Below are 15,876 nucleotides of genomic sequence, written 5' to 3'. Positions count from 1 at the left end.
TGGACCTGTGCGTCATGAGCATCAATCTTCCTTTGCCGCTATTGGGTGAAATGGCGATTTTCGTCAAGGTCGTGGAAACCGGCAGCTTCTCCGAAGCGGCGCGGCAACTCAGCGTTTCACCTTCGGCGGTGAGCCGCAGCATCTCGCGCCTGGAACAAGCCCTGGCCACGCGCCTGCTGCAACGTACCACGCGCAAGCTGCGCCTGAGCGAGGGCGGCGAGGAGGTGTTCAAGCGTTGCCAGGAGATGGTCAATGCGGCGCGCTCGGTGATGGAAATCAGTGGGCAATTTACCCATGAAGCCGAGGGGCTGGTGCGGGTCAGTGTGCCCAAGGCGGTGGGGCGATTTGTGGTGCACCCGCATATGCCGGAATTTTTGCGGCGCTATCCCAAGGTGGATGTGCAATTGATCCTGGAAGACAGGCATGTGGATTTGATCGACGACAACGTCGACTTGAGCATCCGCATCACCGACAGCCCACCGCCAGGTTTGGTCGGGCGCCAACTGTTGCCCATCGAACATTTGCTGTGCGCTACGCCGCAGTACCTGGCCGAGCACGGTACACCGAGCCATCCCCATGATCTGCTCGGGCACAGTTGCATCTATCTGGGTGAGACACCGGGAGATTCACGCTGGAAGTTTCGCCAGGCTGGCAAGGCGGTAACGGTCGGCGTACGCGGCCGGTATGCGGCGAACCACACCGGGGTGCGACTGGAGGCTGCGTTGCAGCATGTCGGGATTGCCAGCTTGCCGTATTTCACCGCGCGGCACGCATTGGAAGCAGGAGATTTGGTGCAGGTGTTGCCGGGGTGGGATTTTATTGCGTCGTACCATGGCGAGGCGTGGTTGCTGCATTCGCCCACACGTTACCTGCCGCCGAAGTTGCGGGTGTTTATCGATTATCTGGTGGAGTGCATGGCCAGGGAGCCCACGCTGCGCCGACGGTAGGAGCGCGGTTGCTCTTTCCCACGCTCTGCGTGGGAATGCCACCTGGGCGCTCCGCGTCCTGCCTTTATGCCTGTGCACGGGTGACGCAGAGCGTCACAGGATAGGTTCCCACGCAGAGCGTAGGAACGAGCATAGTTGTCAGTGCTTGCTCTGGTCCTGAGGCATCGCCAGCAGCTGTTTTTCCTGGTTCCAGTCGAACGGTTCGTCGTTCTGTTCGGCTTCATAGCGACGTTCTTCCAGGGCCTGGTACAGGTCCAGTTCTTCGTCGGGCATGAAGTGCAGGCAGTCGCCGCCAAAGAACCACAGCAGGTCACGGGGCACCAGGTGGGCGATTTGCGGGTAGCGCAGGATGACCTGGCTCATCAGGTCCTGGCCCAGGTACTGGCTTTCGATCGGGTCGATTGGCAACAGGGCGCGCAGTTCGTCGAAACGCTCCAGGAACAGCGAGTGGCTTTCCTCGGGTACCTGTTCGGCTTCGCCGACGGCAACCAGGATGCTGCGCAAGTGGTCGAGCAAGACAAGATGATCGGCAACGACGTTGGACACGAGATAAGGCCTCTAAAGCAAAAACGGGCGCGAGAGTATAAGCCTCTCGCGCCCGTTTTTATATGACCGCTCGACTCAGCGGACTTTACCTTCTGCCTGCATCAGCTCTTCCTTGCTGAAATCATCCACGTCGATCACCTTGCGTCGCGCAGCCTCGGCATCGCGCAAGGTTTGTGCCTCGGCCGGTTGCAGCACGCCGGCCTGCAGGGCCGCGTCGATGGCATGCTCGCCGGCAGCCGGCTTGACCTGGCCGCTTTTGAGCGCGCTGTGGAGTTTTTTCTGCAAGGGGTGGCTGGCACCGAGCAGGTCGTAGGCATGTTGCAGGGCGCCCACGGGATCTTCTGCTGATTGCGGGCGATAACAGCCGGCCAGCAATTCTTCCAGGGTCGGGTCGCCTTTGGCGCGGCCGATCACGGCTGCCACTTCGGCATCCAGCGCGTCGGACGGCCCGGTATGACGACGCCCGAACGGGAACACGATCACCCGCAACAGGCAGCCCAGCACCTTGTTCGGGAAGTTGCTCAGCAGCTCATCCAATGCGCGTTCCGATTCGCCCAGGCTTTCTTCCATGGCCCAGGCAAACAGCGGCTCCAGATGGTCCGGCGAGTCCAGGTCGTGATAACGCTTGAGCGCCGCCGACGCCAAGTACATGTGGCTGAGCACATCACCCAGGCGGGCGGACAGGCGTTCGCGGCGCTTGAGCTCGCCACCCAGCAACATCATGCTCAGGTCGGCCAGCAGGGCAAACGCAGCCGCCTGGCGGTTCAGGGCACGGAAGTAGCCCTGGCTCAAACGGTTGCCCGGGGCTTTTTCGAAGTGCCCGAAGCCCAGGTTCAGCACCAGGGTGCTGGCGGCGTTGCTGACGGCGAAGCCGATGTGTTGCATCAGCAGGCCGTCGAATTCCTTCAACGCCTGGTCATGGTCTTCGCGGCCGGCCAGGGCCATTTCCTTGAGCACGAAGGGGTGGCAGCGAATCGCGCCCTGGCCGAAGATCATCAGGTTACGCGAAAGGATATTTGCGCCTTCCACGGTGATGAAGATCGGTGCGCCCTGCCAGTTGCGGCCCAGGTAGTTGTTGGGACCCATGATGATGCCCTTGCCGCCGTGCACGTCCATGGCGTGGCTGATGCACTCACGGCCGCGTTCGGTCAGGTGATACTTGAGGATCGCCGACAACACCGACGGCTTCTCGCCCAGGTCCACGGCGTTGGCGGTGAGCATGCGCGCGCTGTCCATCAGCCAGGCGTTGCCACCGATGCGTGCCAGGGCTTCCTGGATGCCTTCGAAGGCCGACAGCGGTACGTTGAACTGTTCGCGCACCTGGGCGTATTGGCCGGTCACCAGGCTGGTGAACTTGGCGGCGCCGGTGCCGACGGCGGGCAGCGAGATCGAACGGCCGACCGACAGGCAGTTCATCAGCATCATCCAGCCCTTGCCGAGCATTTCCTGGCCACCAATCAGGTATTCCAGGGGGATGAACACATCCTTGCCGGAGTTGGGGCCGTTCATGAAAGCGGCGCCAAGCGGCAGGTGACGACGGCCGATTTCCACGCCAGGGGTGTCGGTAGGAATCAACGCGAGGCTGATGCCCAGGTCTTCTTCTTCACCCAACAGGTGGTCCGGGTCATGAGCCTTGAAGGCCAGGCCGAGCAAGGTCGCGACCGGGCCGAGGGTGATGTAGCGCTTTTCCCAGTTCAGGCGCAGGCCGAGGGTTTCCTTGCCTTCCCATTCGCCTTTGCAGATCACGCCGGTGTCGGGCATGGCGCCCGCATCGGAGCCGGCCAGCGGGCCGGTGAGGGCGAAGCACGGGATGTCGTCGCCACGGGCCAGGCGCGGCAGGTAATGATTGCGCTGTTCCTCGGTGCCGTAGTGCAGCAGCAGTTCGGCGGGGCCGAGGGAGTTGGGGACCATCACGGTGGAGGCCAGGTCACCGCTGCGGGTCGCGAGTTTCATGGCGACCTGGGAGTGGGCATAGGCGGAGAAGCCCTTGCCACCGTACTCCTTGGGAATGATCAGGGCGAAGAAGCCATGGGTCTTGATGTGTTCCCAGGCTTGCGGCGGCAGGTCCATGGCCTGGCCGATTTCCCAGTCGCTGACCATGGCGCAGAGTTCTTCGGTGGGGCCGTCGATGAACGCCTGCTCTTCCTCGGTCAACTGCGCCTTGGGGTAGGCCAGCAATTTGTCCCAGTCCGGGCGGCCACTGAACAGCTCGCCGTCCCACCACACGGTACCGGCATCAATCGCATCGCGCTCGGTCTCGGACATCGGCGGCAGCACTTTCTGGAACCAGCTGAACAGCGGCTTGGTGAAGTATTGGCGGCGCAGGTCAGGCAGCAGCAAAGGCGCGGCCACCACGGCCAGGAGTACCCAGAAGATCAGCAGCAGCCAACCCGGTGCGTGGCTCCAGGCGCCCATCGCCAGCAGGTAGACGGCGACCACACCCAGGGCGGGCAGGGGGGCAGTACGGCGGTGTGCCAGGTAGGCAATGCCGACCACCAGCACCAGTATCCACAACAACAGCATATTCAATCCTCCGTGAACCAGGGGCGAAACCACCAGGGAGCTTAGTCGGCATCCGAACAAGCCGAGTGATCAGGGTGTAACAAGGTGTACTGGGCAACCCATCAGCCGGCGCCGGCATTTGGCCGAATCGTCGTTATCTCTCTGGCAGGCCTGGTGGTTAAACTCCAGGCTCCCCTCGGAGATCAAGCTCATGAATACGTACTTGAGTCCCAGCCGCTTCATCGATAGTGACCACCCTGTGGTGGTGGAGTTCGCCGAGAAACACCGCGGAACCCGCCCGGATTTAAGTGACCAGGCAGTCAGTCTTTACTACGCCGTGCGCGAGGCCATTCGCTACAACCCCTATACCTTCAGCCGTGACCCCAACACCTTGAGCGCCAGCTTCGCCCTGGCGGCCGGCGAAAGCTACTGTGTGCCCAAGGCCACGTTGCTCGCCGCTTGCGCGCGCCACTGCGGCATTCCCGCACGCATTGGCCTGGCGGACGTGCGCAACCACCTGTCCACACCGCGACTGCTCGCTCTGCTCAAAAGTGACGTGTTCGCCATGCACGGTTATACCGAGCTTTACCTGAACGGCCGCTGGGTCAAGGCCACTCCGGCGTTCAACCAGCAACTGTGCGAAGTGTTCGACGTGCCGCCGTTGGAATTCGATGGGCTGCACGACAGCGTGTTCCACGCGTTCAATCGCCAGGGCCAGCGTTCTATGGAGTACGTGGTGGACCACGGGCAATTTGCTGACGTGCCCGAAGCATTTTTCTTCGGGCATATCCGCCAGTGCTACCCGCACCTGTTTGGCGACGATGCGCCCACCTTGCTCGGCGATATGCAGGGCGATTTAAGCCGCGGCTGAACCGGCGTATGCTGCTGCGTTCATCAAGCCATGTTCATCAACGATAAGGCGCGGTCATGCTGAAGATCTGGGGTCGTAAAAATTCATCAAACGTCAGGAAAGCACTGTGGTGCGCCGAGGAACTCGGCCTGGACTATGAAGCAATTGATGCGGGCGGGGCTTTTGGTGTGGTCGATACCCCGCAATACCGGGCCATGAACCCCAATGGCCGGGTGCCGGTGATCGAAGATGGCGACTTTGTGCTATGGGAATCCAACACCATCGTGCGTTACCTGTGCGCCAAGCAGGCATCGGACTTTTACCCCAGCGACCTGCAAGCCCGGGCCAACGCCGAAAAGTGGATGGACTGGACCACTTCCACGCTCGCCGATCCGTTCAAAGCGGTGTTCTGGGGCATCGTGCGCACCCCGGCTGACCAGCAAAACTGGGACAGCATCAATGCCGGGCGCCAAGCCTGTATCGACGCGCTCAAAACCGTCGAACAAGCCCTCGCCGAGCAACCCTACCTGTCCGGCCAGGCGTTCGGCATGGGCGATATTCCCTTGGGCTGCTTCATCTACGCCTGGTTCGAGATGCCCATCGAACGCCCTGCCATGCCCCATCTGGAGGCCTGGTACCAGCGCCTGCAGCAGCGCCCGGCCTACCGCAAGGCGGTGATGACCGCGTTGACTTAATACACACTATTAATACGGGTGACTGTACTTGTGCGGCATGGGCACGCACCATGCTCGCACTGCATCGCCGGTTGAACTACCTGCGGTGTGCCTTCATCTATTCTTTCTATTCCCTTCTTTGGTGCGTACTTCCATATGAGTTCCGCTCTGTCCATCCGGCAGCTAACCAAAACCTACGGCAACGGTTTCCAGGCCCTGAGTGGTATCGATCTGGACGTTGCCGAAGGTGACTTCTTCGCCTTGCTCGGCCCCAACGGTGCCGGCAAATCCACCACCATCGGCATTCTCTCCACCCTGGTCAACAAGACCAGCGGCACGGTGAATATCTTCGGTCATGACCTGGACAAATCCCCGGCAGCGCTCAAGCGCTCCATTGGCGTGGTGCCCCAGGAATTCAATTTCAACCAGTTCGAAAAGACCTTCGACATTGTCGTGACCCAGGCCGGCTACTACGGCATTCCGGCGAAAGTCGCCAAGGAACGCGCCGAGCAGTACCTGACCCAACTGGGCCTGTGGGACAAGCGTGACGTACCCTCGCGCTCGTTGTCCGGTGGCATGAAGCGACGCCTGATGATCGCCCGCGCCCTGGTGCATGAGCCGCGTCTGTTGATCCTCGACGAACCTACCGCCGGCGTGGATATCGAGCTGCGCCGCTCGATGTGGACCTTCCTCACCGAACTGAACGAGAAGGGCATCACCATCATCCTCACCACCCACTACCTGGAAGAGGCTGAGCAGTTGTGCCGCAACATCGGCATCATCGACCACGGCACCATTGTCGAGAACACCAGCATGCGCAACCTGCTGGGCCAGTTGCATGTGGAAACCTTCCTGCTCGACCTGAAGAACAATCTGTCGGTGGCGCCGCATCTGCTGGGTTACCCCAGCCGCCTGGTAGACAGCCACACTCTGGAGGTGCAGGTGGACAAAGCCATGGGCATCACCGCGCTGTTCACCCAGTTGGCCACTCAGAACATCGAAGTGTTGAGCCTGCGTAACAAAACCAATCGCCTTGAGGAGTTGTTCGTGTCCCTGGTGGAGAAAAATCTGGCGAAGGTGGCGGTATGAGTTCCGAACTGCAACCCAACCTCGTAGCGCTGCAAACCATTGTTTATCGCGAAGTGAAGCGCTTTACCCGGATCTGGCCGCAGACCCTGCTGCCACCGGCGATCACCATGGTCCTGTACTTTGTGATCTTCGGTAACCTGATCGGCCGGCAGATCGGCGACATGGGTGGCTTCACCTACATGGAATACATCGTGCCGGGCCTGATCATGATGTCGGTGATCACCAACTCCTATGGCAACGTGGTGTCGAGTTTCTTTGGCAGCAAGTTCCAGCGCTCCATTGAAGAGCTGATGGTCTCGCCGGTGTCACCGCACACCATCCTCATCGGCTACACCCTGGGCGGCGTGTTGCGTGGCCTGATGGTGGGAGTGATCGTGACGCTGCTGTCCCTGTTCTTTACCCAGCTGCAGGTGCATCACCTGGGTGTCACTATTCTGGTGGTGGTGCTGACGGCGACGATCTTCTCGCTGCTGGGCTTTATCAACGCCGTGTTCGCACGCAACTTCGATGATATTTCCATCATCCCGACCTTCGTGCTCACGCCGCTGACCTACCTGGGCGGGGTGTTTTACTCCATCACCTTGCTGCCGCCGTTCTGGCAGACGGTGTCCCTGGCCAACCCGGTGCTGCACATGGTCAACGCCTTCCGCTACGGCATTCTGGGCGTGTCGGATATCAAGATCAGTGTGGCGATCACCTTTATGATCGTTGCGACCGTGGTGCTGTATATCGGTTGTGCGCGGTTGCTGGTGAGTGGGCGTGGGATGCGTACATGATGTGGGATTGGAAATAACAAAACGGCCTCATCAGAGGCCGTTTTTTATTGGATGCACACAGAACAAATGTGGGAGCTGGCTTGCCTGCGATGGTATCGACTTCGCTTGACGGGTGTACGGAGGTGTCTGCATCGCAGGCAAGCCAGCTCCCACATTCTGGTCGGCGCACGTGCCTTAGATTTTCAGTGCCAGTTCGATCAGGGTATGCAGTTCTTCTACCGCCAAAGGCTGGGCCGAAAATAGAATACGAAACACCGTCGGTGCGGCGAGCAGGTTGATCAGATGGTCAACGCTCGGTGGCTGTTCCTGCGGGTAGCGGTCAACAATCACCTGCAACTGCCCACTCAGGATGCTCACGCAATACCCTGGCGTCGGGCTGCTTTGCACGTCGCGCATCATGTTGCGGCCTACGTCCGAACTCATCTCATCCAGGTATTGCTCGGCCCAGGCTTGCAGGTCGCCACGCAGGCTGCCGGTGTTGGCCGGTTCGGTATCGGGGCGCATACGGGCCAGGGCGACGTCGGCGAGCAGTACTGACAGATCGCCCCAGCGCCGGTAAATGGTCGACGGCGTGACGCCTGCACATGCCGCAATCATCGGCACGGTGACGCTGGAACGCTCATGGGCCTCCAGCAATTCGCGCACCGCCCTGTGGACGGATTCTTGTACCCGGGCACTGCGGCCCCCCGGGCGGAGGCCTTCTTTGATCGCCATGGGCAAGACCTTAACACAAAGAATTTGCTTTAAACGCCAGCGAATAGCACACTGCACAAAAGCAAAATATTAGCTTTAGCGGAGCGTGCCCATGCCCAGTGTCATCTCTCAGCGGTCCAGCCTGGCGTTTCTAGTGATCATGGTGCTGACCTTTCTCGCCGCCTCCAGCGCGCCGACGCCGTTGTACCAGGTGTATCAAGACCACCTGCATTTTTCGGCGGCCATGCTCACGGCCATCTTTGGTGTCTATGCCGTGAGCCTGCTGGCGGCCCTGCTGACGGTGGGGTCGCTCTCGGATTACCTGGGGCGCAAGCCGGTGATCTTCGTCGCGCTGCTGCTCAATAGTGTGGCGATGCTGCTGTTTATCAACGCGGACAGCACCGCCTGCCTGCTGGCCGCCCGCGCGCTGCAGGGCTTCGCGACTGGCACTGCCACAGCGGTATTGAGTGCGACGCTGCTCGATACCGACCGCGTCCGCGGCCCGATGCTCAACAGCCTTGCACCGATGCTCGGCATGGCCAGTGGTGGCCTGGGCAGCGGGTTGCTGGTGGAGTTCGCGCCGTGGCCAACCCAATTGATCTACTACACCCTGCTGGCCTTGATGGTGTTACAGGCTCTGTATATCTGGCGCCTGCCTGAAACGGTCAGCCGCATACCCGGCGCCTTGAAGTCACTGGCGCCAACCCTGCATGTGCCGCCGCAGGCGCGCCGCGCGTTGGGGCTGGCGATGCCATTGAATGTGGCCGTGTGGGCGCTGGGTGGGTTCTTTTCCTCGTTGGCACCGTCGTTGGTGCGTGTCGCCACCGGGTCGACCTCGCACTTGATCGGCGGCGGGCTGGTGGCGGTGGTGACCTTGAGCGGCGCGGTGATGATCTACAGCCTGCGCAACCACGCGGCTGACAGGGTCATGCGCGTGTCGGCTGCACTGCTGGCCGTGGGCGTGGGGTTGCTGCTGGTTGCCGTAAACATCGCCAGCCTGTGGCTGTTCTTTGTCGCCAGTGTGATCGCAGGCCTGGGGTTCGGCGGCGGCTTCATGGGCAGTGTGCGCAGCATCGTGGGCCTGGCGTTGCCCCATGAGCGGGCGGGCCTGATGTCGGCGTTCTATGTATTGAGCTACCTGGCGTTTTGCGTGCCGGCGTTGTTGGCGGGCAACCTGAGCCGCGTGTTTGGCTTGGTCGCGACCACGGACGGCTACGGTGCGGTGCTTATCTTGCTGTCTCTCGGGGCCCTTGGTGGGTTGTGGTGGCGGGACTCGGCGCCAGCAAGGGCGAGGGCATGATCGTGGTTAATATAGATAAAATAGATAACAGTTAGAGATATTACCCGTTATATAGATATTCGATCAGGTTCTATCATGGCCTCAACCTCATATGAGGAAGAGGATTAACCCATGACCTGCTCGACCACTCACCGCTACAAACCCTTCAGTCACCTGGCCCGTCCCCGGGAAGTGATTCGCCAGTTCACCCCGAACTGGTTTGCCGCGACCATGGGCACCGGTGTGCTGGCCCTGACCTTGGCCCAGCTGCCAGTCAACCTGCCCGGCTTGCATGCCGTCGCCGAGGGCCTGTGGCTGTTCACCATCGGCTTGTTTGTGCTGTTCAGCGTGCTCTACGCTGCCCGCTGGGTGATGTTTTTCCACGAGGCGCGACGCATCTTCGGGCACTCCACCGTCTCGATGTTTTTCGGCACTATCCCCATGGGGCTGGCGACCATTCTTAATGGCTTGCTGCTGTTCGGTTTGCCGCGCTGGGGCAGTGATGTCATCCCGCTGGCCGAAGTTCTGTGGTGGTTGGACGTCGCCATGTCCCTGGCCTGCGGCGTGCTGATCCCATTCATGATGTTCACCCGCCAGGAGCACAGTATCGACCAGATGACCGCCGTCTGGCTGTTGCCCGTGGTGGCGGCCGAAGTGGCGGCGGCCAGCGGCGGCTTGCTTGCGCCGCACTTGGCCGATGCCCATTCGCAGCTGGTGATGTTGGTGACCAGCTACGTGCTGTGGGCGTTTTCCCTGCCGGTAGCGTTCAGCATCCTGACCATCCTGATGCTGCGCATGGCCTTGCATAAGTTGCCTCACGCCAATATGGCCGCGTCGAGCTGGTTGGCCCTGGGCCCGATCGGTACCGGTGCCCTGGGCATGTTGCTGCTCGGTACGGATGCCCCCGCGATCTTTGCCGCCAATGGCCTGGCCAGTGTCGGTGAAATGGCCCACGGCCTGGGCCTGATTGCGGGCATCACCCTGTGGGGCTTCGGCTTGTGGTGGATGTTGATTGCGGTGTTGATCACCCTGCGTTACCTGCGCGCCGGTATCCCGTTCAACCTGGGCTGGTGGGGCTTCACCTTCCCATTGGGGGTTTACGCCTTGGCCACGCTTAAATTGGCGAGCCTGTTACATCTGGCGTTTTTCAGTGTGTTTGGCAGTGTGCTGGTGGTTGCGCTGGCGCTGATGTGGCTGATCGTGGCCAAGCGCACCGTGCAGGGCGCTTATAAAGGCGAGCTTTTTGTTTCGCCTTGTATTGCCGGGCTAGCGAATAAGTAAGCAGGATTAGGTAAAGTCGTGGCCTGATAAATAAAGGCCACGCAGGAACACGGACGACGATGAGCCATCCTTCCCAATTCACCTTGCTGCGCACGCGGCGCTTCTTGCCGTTTTTCATCACCCAGTTGCTGGGCGCGTTCAACGACAACATCTTCAAGCAGTCGCTGATCCTGGCCATCCTTTACAAGCTCACCATCGAGGGTGACCGCTCCATCTGGGTCAACCTGTGTGCTTTGTTGTTTATCCTGCCGTTCTTCCTGTTCTCGGCGTTGGCCGGGCAGTTTGGCGAGAAATTCAACAAGGACGCGTTGATCCGCGCGATCAAGATCGGCGAGATCGTGATCATGGCGGTGGGCGCGACGGGTTTTCTGACCAATCATCTTGAACTGATGCTGCTGGCGCTGTTTGCCATGGGCACTCACTCGGCGCTGTTCGGCCCGGTGAAGTACTCGATCATGCCCCAGGCATTGCACGACGATGAGTTGGTCGGCGGTAACGGCCTGGTGGAGATGGGCACGTTCCTGGCAATTTTGGCCGGCACCATCGGTGCCGGGGTCATGATGTCTTCCACCCATTACGCGCCGGTGGTGGCGGTGGCGATTGTGGCCGTGGCGGTGCTGGGCTACCTGGCCAGCCGCAGCATCCCGCGCGCAGCGGCTTCGACACCGCAGCTGCGCCTGGACTGGAATATCTTCACTCAGTCCTGGGCGACTTTACGCATGGGCCTGGGGCAGACGCCGGCGGTGTCGCGCTCGATTGTCGGCAACTCATGGTTCTGGTTTGTCGGCGCTATTTACCTCACGCAAATACCTGCCTATGCCAAGGAATGGTTGTACGGCGACGAAACCGTGGTGACCTTGATCCTCACGGTGTTCTCGGTGGGCATCGCCCTGGGCTCGATGCTGTGCGAAAAGCTTTCCGGGCGTAAGGTGGAAATCGGCCTGGTGCCGTTTGGCTCATTTGGCCTGACCGTGTTCGGCCTGCTGCTGTGGTGGCACTCCGGCGGCTTCCCGCAGAACGTGCAAGCCAACGATTGGCTCGCGGTGCTCAGCTACGGCCAGGCGTGGTGGGTGCTGTTCGATATCCTCGGCCTGGGGGTGTTCGGCGGCTTTTACATCGTGCCGCTGTATGCGCTGATCCAGTCGCGTACCGCCGAGAACGAACGGGCACGGGTGATCGCGGCGAACAACATTCTCAATGCACTGTTCATGGTGGTCTCGGCCATCGTGTCCATTCTGCTGTTGAGCGTGGCCAAGCTGTCGATCCCCGAGTTGTTCCTGGTGGTGTCGCTGCTCAACATCGCGGTTAACACTTACATCTTTAAAATCGTCCCCGAGTTCACCATGCGCTTCATGATCTGGCTGCTCAGCCATTCCATGTACCGCGTGGAGCATCGCAACCTGCAAGCCATCCCGGATGAAGGCGCGGCGTTGCTGGTGTGCAACCATGTGTCGTTTGTCGATGCGCTGTTGATTGGTGGCGCAGTACGTCGGCCGATTCGCTTTGTCATGTACTACAAGATCTACCGCTTGCCGGTGCTCAATTTTATCTTCCGCACCGCAGGGGCTATTCCGATTGCCGGGCGCCATGAAGACATTCAGATCTACGAACAGGCGTTCGCGCGCATTGCCCAGTACCTCAAGGATGGCGAGTTGGTGTGCATCTTCCCGGAAGGCAAGCTGACAGCCGATGGCGAGATGAATGAGTTTCGCGGTGGGGTGACGCGCATCCTGGAGGAGACGCCGGTGCCGGTGATCCCGATGGCATTGCAGGGGTTGTGGGGGAGTTTCTTCAGCCGTGATCCGAACAAGGGTTTGTTTCATCGGATCTGGTCGCGGGTGGTGTTGGTGGCGGGCGAGCCGGTGGCTGTGGAAGCGGCAACGCCTGAGCAGTTGCACTCTGTGGTGGGCGGTTTGCGGGGGAGTGCCAGGTAGTTTGTCGTTGTTTGTCAGGGCATCATCGCAGGCAAGCCAGCTCCCACATTTGACTGTATTCACAATTCAAAAGGTGGGAGCTGGCTTGCCTGCGATAGCGGTAGTGGCTTAAGTGGAAATCTTTAGCCCAATCAGCCCACAAATAATCAACGCCACACTCGCCAACCGAAACAACGCCATGGATTCTCCAAACAGGATAATCCCGGCAATCACGGTGCCCACGGCCCCCACGCCGGTCCAGATGGCATAGGCGGTGCCCAGCGGCAATTCCTTCATGGCCAGCCCCAACAACCCAAGGCTGACGGCCATCGCGGCAATCGTCAGGACGGTGGGCAGCGGCTTGCTGAACCCGTCGGTGTACTTCAGGCCGACGGCCCAGCCCACTTCAAACAACCCGGCAAAAAACAGAATGATCCAGGACATGATGACCTCGCTTCTATCAAAGTGGGGTCGTCCCCGGGTGAGCGCTTGATAGCGTCGCGAGGTCGTCCCCGCGAAGTTCGGTAGAGTGCCGAAATTGGACCGGGCGATCAAGTTACGGCGTGGTTTCCAGGGCGCGGCGGTCTTCCTTTTCGCTCATGCGGCGGAAATAGGTCGACAGCAATGCGCCGGAAATATTGTGCCAGACGCTGAACAACGCACTGGGCACCGCCGCCAGTGGCGAAAAGTGCGCACTGGCCAGCGCGGCACCCAGCCCGGAGTTCTGCATGCCCACTTCCAGGGCCAGCGACTTGCGTTGCGCCAAGGGCAACTTGAACAGGCGCCCGGTGAAGTAGCCCAGCAGGTAACCGAAGCTGTTGTGCAGCATCACCACGGCCATGATCAGCAGGCCCGACTCGGCAATCTTGCCTTGGCTTGCGGCAACCACGGCCGCGACGATGATCACAATGCTGACCACCGACACCAGTGGCAGCACATCCACCGCATGCCTTACCCGATCACCGAGCAAACGCTGCGCGACCACGCCCAGTACGATGGGTAGCAGCACCACTTGCAGGATCGACCAGAACAGTTCCATGAACGACACTGGCAGCCAGGCCGAGGCCAGCAGCCAGATCAACGCCGGTGTGAGCAGCGGGGCGAGGAGGGTGGTGACCGCGGCAATCGCCACCGATAACGCCAGGTCACCCCGGGCCAGCCAGGTCATGACGTTGGACGACGTGCCACTTGGGCAACAGCCGACCAGGATCACGCCAACGGCAATTTCCGCAGGCAAATGGAACGCCTGGCACAGCAACCATGCCACGCCCGGCATGATCACGAAATGCGCGACCACGCCCAAGGCCACGCGCCACGGGTGGCGAGCGACTTCGGCGAAGTCTTCGAGTTTCAAGGTCAGCCCCATGCCGAACATCACCAGGCCCAGCAGCGGGACGATGGCGCTTTTCAGGCCGATGAACCAGCTGGGTTCGAGGAAGGCGAGCACGGCAAATATCAGCACCCAGTAAGCGAAGGTATTGCCGACGAAGCGGCTCAAGGCGGCGAGTGCGCGCATGGGGATGTCCTTTTTTATTCGATTTCCGAGTTGTCGATGCAATCAAATGTGGGAGCTGGCTTGCCTGCGATAGCGGTGTATCAGTCCGTACTACTCTGGCTGACACTCCGTTATCGCAGGCAAGCCAGCTCCCACACTGACCGTGCCCACATTGGATCGGTGTTGCTTAGATGCCCTGTGGTGTCTCTTCGCCGCCCAGTGCCTCGACCAGCGCCGGCAGGAAATCGCCGAAGGTCAGCATCATCAAGGTAAAGCTGGCATCCAGTTGGCCCAGGGCTTCGTCGCCGCCGTCCTGTTCCGCCTGGTCTTGCAGCAGGTCTTCGAACTTCAGGCGCTTGACGGTCATCTTGTCATCGAGCATGAAGGACAGCTTGTCCTGCCACGCCAGGGACAGTTGGGTTACGACCTTGCCGGTGGTCAGGTGCAGCTGGATCTCTTCGCCGGTCAGGTCCTGGCGTTTGCAGCGCACGATGCCGCCGTCTTCGTGGGTGTCGCGCAGTTCGCATTCGTCGAGGACGAAGAAGTCATCAGCCGGTTTCTGGGTGGTGACCCAGTCAGTCATGATTGCAGTTGGTGCGGTTTTTACCGTCAGAGGGCGGACGGGCAGGGTGCCGATCACCTCACGCAGGGTCGACAGCAGGTCTTCGGCACGCTTGGGGCTGGCCGAGTTGACCAGGATCAGGCCCTGTTTCGGCGCGATTGCAGCGAAGGTCGACGAGCGACGGATAAAGGCACGCGGCAGGAAGGCCTGGATGATTTCATCCTTGATCTGGTCGCGCTCCTTCTTGTAGACCTTGCGCATTTGCTCGGCTTCGATCTCTTCGACTTTCTCTTTAAGTGCATCACGCACCACGCTACCCGGCAGGATGCGTTCTTCCTTGCGAGCGGCGATCAGCAGGAAATCGCCGCTGACGTGAACCAGGGGGGCGTCTTCACCTTTACCAAAAGGCGCGACGAAACCGTAAGTGGTCAACTCCTGGCTTGCACAAGGGCGCGCCAGCTTGGTGGCCATGGCCGCTTCCAACGCCTCGGCATCAACAGGCAGATCTTGGGTCAGGCGATAGATAAGCAGGTTCTTGAACCACATGGGGTGAGTCTCTCCTCTATACAAAGGGGGGCATTATTCTCTTGATCACGCCGCAGGCCAACCCTGCCTAAGCCATTGGAAGGGCTGAAAAAAAAGATTTAAGAAAGTGCTTGCCAGACTTAGGGTCGCTCCGTAGAATGCGCGCCACACCGAAACGAAGGGTGATTAGCTCAGCTGGGAGAGCATCTGCCTTACAAGCAGAGGGTCGGCGGTTCGATCCCGTCATCACCCACCATTCGCTTCATGTGTTACGCGCAGCGGTAGTTCAGTCGGTTAGAATACCGGCCTGTCACGCCGGGGGTCGCGGGTTCGAGTCCCGTCCGCTGCGCCATATTCGGTCACCTGGAACGCTGAACGCCAGGTAACCAAAGAAAGCCCGCTCATTGAGCGGGTTTTTTTCTGTCCGAAATATAGCAAAAAATCGTGCGCTAAACTTTTTTTAAATAAATTGCATTTAAATCAAGACATTACGATTTTTTGGTGTATGATGCGCCCACACCGAAACGAAGGGTGATTAGCTCAGCTGGGAGAGCATCTGCCTTACAAGCAGAGGGTCGGCGGTTCGATCCCGTCATCACCCACCATTCGCTTCAAGTGTTACGCGCAGCGGTAGTTCAGTCGGTTAGAATACCGGCCTGTCACGCCGGGGGTCGCGGGTTCGAGTCCCGTCCGCTGCGCCATATTCGGTCACCTGGAATACTGAACGCCAGGTAGCCAAAAGAA

The 15,876-nt window shown here is 60.2% G+C and carries 14 protein-coding genes and 4 tRNA genes; 12 read left to right on the top strand and 6 right to left on the bottom strand.

The window, feature by feature from the left end; translation table 11 throughout:
• Positions 1-14 precede the first annotated feature (14 nt).
• A complete protein-coding gene (locus tag ACP7CZ_RS23545) occupies positions 15-947 on the top strand; it encodes a LysR family transcriptional regulator (protein WP_034127229.1) in 933 nt (310 codons plus the stop codon).
• A 138-nt stretch (positions 948-1,085) separates the two neighbouring features.
• Here ACP7CZ_RS23545 and ACP7CZ_RS23540 read toward each other — a convergent pair whose 3' ends face one another.
• Both ACP7CZ_RS23540 and ACP7CZ_RS23535 read right to left on the bottom strand, forming a co-directional pair.
• Positions 1,086-1,493, bottom strand: a complete 408-nt coding sequence (locus ACP7CZ_RS23540) for a PA2817 family protein (RefSeq protein WP_003190109.1) — start codon at positions 1,491-1,493, stop codon at positions 1,086-1,088.
• Positions 1,494-1,568: 75 nt separating this feature from the next.
• Positions 1,569-4,016, bottom strand: coding sequence for an acyl-CoA dehydrogenase (locus ACP7CZ_RS23535; RefSeq protein ID WP_057978128.1), 2,448 nt, complete (start codon positions 4,014-4,016; stop codon positions 1,569-1,571).
• A 190-nt stretch (positions 4,017-4,206) separates the two neighbouring features.
• On the opposite strand from ACP7CZ_RS23535, the gene ACP7CZ_RS23530 reads away from it, so the two are divergent.
• The 4 genes from ACP7CZ_RS23530 to ACP7CZ_RS23515 all read left to right on the top strand — a co-directional run bounded on the left by ACP7CZ_RS23530 (position 4,207) and on the right by ACP7CZ_RS23515 (position 7,384).
• On the top strand, positions 4,207-4,866 hold the full coding sequence (locus ACP7CZ_RS23530; RefSeq protein ID WP_054897863.1) for a transglutaminase-like domain-containing protein: 660 nt from the start codon (positions 4,207-4,209) through the stop codon (positions 4,864-4,866).
• A gap of 56 nt (positions 4,867-4,922) precedes the next feature.
• The gene (locus ACP7CZ_RS23525; protein WP_032892575.1) at positions 4,923-5,540 is read left to right on the top strand and encodes a glutathione S-transferase family protein; all 618 of its coding nucleotides are present in this window, start codon (positions 4,923-4,925) and stop codon (positions 5,538-5,540) included.
• A gap of 135 nt (positions 5,541-5,675) precedes the next feature.
• A complete protein-coding gene (locus ACP7CZ_RS23520) occupies positions 5,676-6,608 on the top strand; it encodes an ABC transporter ATP-binding protein (RefSeq protein ID WP_057978126.1) in 933 nt (310 codons plus the stop codon).
• Positions 6,605-7,384, top strand: coding sequence for an ABC transporter permease (locus tag ACP7CZ_RS23515; RefSeq protein WP_017529785.1), 780 nt, complete (start codon positions 6,605-6,607; stop codon positions 7,382-7,384). Before ACP7CZ_RS23520 ends, ACP7CZ_RS23515 begins: the two co-directional genes overlap by 4 nt.
• A gap of 174 nt (positions 7,385-7,558) precedes the next feature.
• Here ACP7CZ_RS23515 and ACP7CZ_RS23510 read toward each other — a convergent pair whose 3' ends face one another.
• Complete coding sequence (locus ACP7CZ_RS23510) at positions 7,559-8,098, bottom strand: TetR/AcrR family transcriptional regulator (protein ID WP_054921690.1); 540 nt, start codon at positions 8,096-8,098, stop codon at positions 7,559-7,561.
• Positions 8,099-8,189: 91 nt separating this feature from the next.
• Here ACP7CZ_RS23510 and ACP7CZ_RS23505 point away from each other — a divergent pair, with 91 nt between their 5' ends.
• From ACP7CZ_RS23505 to ACP7CZ_RS23495, 3 genes are all read left to right on the top strand, one after another.
• Positions 8,190-9,377 (top strand): MFS transporter, encoded by a 1,188-nt coding sequence (locus ACP7CZ_RS23505; protein WP_294191957.1) that lies wholly within the window; start codon positions 8,190-8,192, stop codon positions 9,375-9,377.
• Between the two features lie 111 nt (positions 9,378-9,488).
• Positions 9,489-10,637, top strand: coding sequence for a TDT family transporter (locus ACP7CZ_RS23500; protein ID WP_294191955.1), 1,149 nt, complete (start codon positions 9,489-9,491; stop codon positions 10,635-10,637).
• Between the two features lie 59 nt (positions 10,638-10,696).
• On the top strand, positions 10,697-12,571 hold the full coding sequence (locus tag ACP7CZ_RS23495) for an MFS transporter (RefSeq protein WP_294191952.1): 1,875 nt from the start codon (positions 10,697-10,699) through the stop codon (positions 12,569-12,571).
• 108 nt (positions 12,572-12,679) lie between these two features.
• Here the strand turns inward: ACP7CZ_RS23495 and sugE are convergent, their stop codons facing one another.
• The 3 genes from sugE to rdgC form a co-directional block, all read right to left on the bottom strand.
• Entirely contained in the window at positions 12,680-12,994 is a 315-nt protein-coding gene (gene sugE / locus ACP7CZ_RS23490; RefSeq protein ID WP_054897869.1) for a quaternary ammonium compound efflux SMR transporter SugE, read from the bottom strand.
• 112 nt (positions 12,995-13,106) lie between these two features.
• Positions 13,107-14,066 carry a bile acid:sodium symporter family protein gene (locus tag ACP7CZ_RS23485; RefSeq protein WP_096142930.1) on the bottom strand — a complete coding sequence of 320 codons (960 nt, stop codon included), beginning with the start codon at positions 14,064-14,066 and terminating at the stop codon, positions 13,107-13,109.
• 166 nt (positions 14,067-14,232) lie between these two features.
• The gene (rdgC, locus tag ACP7CZ_RS23480; protein ID WP_005786703.1) at positions 14,233-15,153 is read right to left on the bottom strand and encodes a recombination-associated protein RdgC; all 921 of its coding nucleotides are present in this window, start codon (positions 15,151-15,153) and stop codon (positions 14,233-14,235) included.
• Positions 15,154-15,312: 159 nt separating this feature from the next.
• On the opposite strand from rdgC, the gene ACP7CZ_RS23475 reads away from it, so the two are divergent.
• From ACP7CZ_RS23475 to ACP7CZ_RS23460, 4 genes are all read left to right on the top strand, one after another.
• Positions 15,313-15,388 (top strand) — tRNA-Val (locus ACP7CZ_RS23475).
• Between the two features lie 19 nt (positions 15,389-15,407).
• Positions 15,408-15,484 (top strand) — tRNA-Asp (locus ACP7CZ_RS23470).
• 177 nt (positions 15,485-15,661) lie between these two features.
• Positions 15,662-15,737: transfer RNA gene (locus tag ACP7CZ_RS23465), tRNA-Val, on the top strand.
• A gap of 19 nt (positions 15,738-15,756) precedes the next feature.
• A tRNA-Asp gene (locus ACP7CZ_RS23460) sits at positions 15,757-15,833 on the top strand.
• The last annotated feature ends 43 nt before the right edge of the window (positions 15,834-15,876 follow it).

It is taken from the genome of Pseudomonas sp. DWP2-2 (assembly GCF_049897065.1).
GTDB lineage: Bacteria > Pseudomonadota > Gammaproteobacteria > Pseudomonadales > Pseudomonadaceae > Aquipseudomonas > Aquipseudomonas paracarnis.
Note: the sequence above shows the minus strand (reverse complement) of the source record. Positions and strands in the feature narration are given on the sequence as shown.

Excerpts from the sequence above, each read along its gene's own strand:
- ACP7CZ_RS23545 (WP_034127229.1), top strand. The coding sequence starts at position 15 with ATGAGCATCAATCTTCCTTTGCCGCTATTGGGTGAAATGGCGATTTTC.
- ACP7CZ_RS23535 (WP_057978128.1), bottom strand. The coding sequence starts at position 4,016 with ATGCTGTTGTTGTGGATACTGGTGCTGGTGGTCGGCATTGCCTACCTG.
- ACP7CZ_RS23530 (WP_054897863.1), top strand. The coding sequence starts at position 4,207 with ATGAATACGTACTTGAGTCCCAGCCGCTTCATCGATAGTGACCACCCT.
- ACP7CZ_RS23525 (WP_032892575.1), top strand. The coding sequence starts at position 4,923 with ATGCTGAAGATCTGGGGTCGTAAAAATTCATCAAACGTCAGGAAAGCA.
- ACP7CZ_RS23520 (WP_057978126.1), top strand. The coding sequence starts at position 5,676 with ATGAGTTCCGCTCTGTCCATCCGGCAGCTAACCAAAACCTACGGCAAC.
- ACP7CZ_RS23515 (WP_017529785.1), top strand. The coding sequence starts at position 6,605 with ATGAGTTCCGAACTGCAACCCAACCTCGTAGCGCTGCAAACCATTGTT.
- ACP7CZ_RS23510 (WP_054921690.1), bottom strand. The coding sequence starts at position 8,098 with ATGGCGATCAAAGAAGGCCTCCGCCCGGGGGGCCGCAGTGCCCGGGTA.
- ACP7CZ_RS23505 (WP_294191957.1), top strand. The coding sequence starts at position 8,190 with ATGCCCAGTGTCATCTCTCAGCGGTCCAGCCTGGCGTTTCTAGTGATC.
- ACP7CZ_RS23500 (WP_294191955.1), top strand. The coding sequence starts at position 9,489 with ATGACCTGCTCGACCACTCACCGCTACAAACCCTTCAGTCACCTGGCC.
- ACP7CZ_RS23495 (WP_294191952.1), top strand. The coding sequence starts at position 10,697 with ATGAGCCATCCTTCCCAATTCACCTTGCTGCGCACGCGGCGCTTCTTG.
- sugE (WP_054897869.1), bottom strand. The coding sequence starts at position 12,994 with ATGTCCTGGATCATTCTGTTTTTTGCCGGGTTGTTTGAAGTGGGCTGG.
- ACP7CZ_RS23485 (WP_096142930.1), bottom strand. The coding sequence starts at position 14,066 with ATGCGCGCACTCGCCGCCTTGAGCCGCTTCGTCGGCAATACCTTCGCT.
- rdgC (WP_005786703.1), bottom strand. The coding sequence starts at position 15,153 with ATGTGGTTCAAGAACCTGCTTATCTATCGCCTGACCCAAGATCTGCCT.